At 68.5% G+C, this 584-nt stretch carries 1 protein-coding gene; it reads right to left on the reverse strand.

Annotated features, from left to right (window positions below; genetic code table 11):
- Position 1: 1 nt before the first annotated feature.
- Positions 2 to 580: a sarcosine oxidase subunit gamma gene (locus tag VSR34_RS38270; protein WP_342965217.1), complete on the reverse strand. Its 579-nt coding sequence runs from the start codon at positions 578 to 580 to the stop codon at positions 2 to 4.
- Positions 581 to 584 lie beyond the last annotated feature (4 nt).

A 584-nucleotide genomic window follows, 5' to 3' on the forward strand; every position in this document is an offset into this window, starting at 1 on the left:
TTCATGGCGCGACCGACGCCGCGGCGTCGACCATGATGCGGCAGAAGTAGTCGCCGAAGCTGCGGCGCACGACGATCTCGAAGCGGTCGTCGCCCGTCGGAATCAGCACGATCGATGCCTTGAAATAAACGCTCTGTGCGCACTGGCCGGGCTGGAACATGCGCGGATGCAGATCGAGCGGACAGCCGCGCGAGAGGACGTCACGCGCACGCGTGCCTTCGATCTCGACCACCGTGTAGCCGCTGCCCACATCCACGGCCGCCGCATAAGCCTCGCCCAGCACGGCGACGAGCTTCGCTTCGAGCATGCCGGTCTGTACCGGGGCGAGCGAGCGCACGAGCCACTCGTCCGGGCCGAGCCAGAGCACGTCGTACTGGTCGCTGCGCGCAACGGTGTTCGGCGTGGAAGGCGGCGGGCAGCCCACGACGCTTGCGAACGCCGCGACGAACGCCGGATAGCCCAGTTCGCCACGCACGTTCACGAGGTCGCGAAACGGCAGCTCGCGCATGGCGAACGCCTTCGAGGCGCGCCCCTCCTGCGCCTTCAGCAGATTCGCGGCCCCAACGAGCGGCGACTCCAGCCGC

Source organism: Paraburkholderia sp. JHI2823 (assembly GCF_038900695.1).
Taxonomy (GTDB): domain Bacteria; phylum Pseudomonadota; class Gammaproteobacteria; order Burkholderiales; family Burkholderiaceae; genus Paraburkholderia; species Paraburkholderia mimosarum.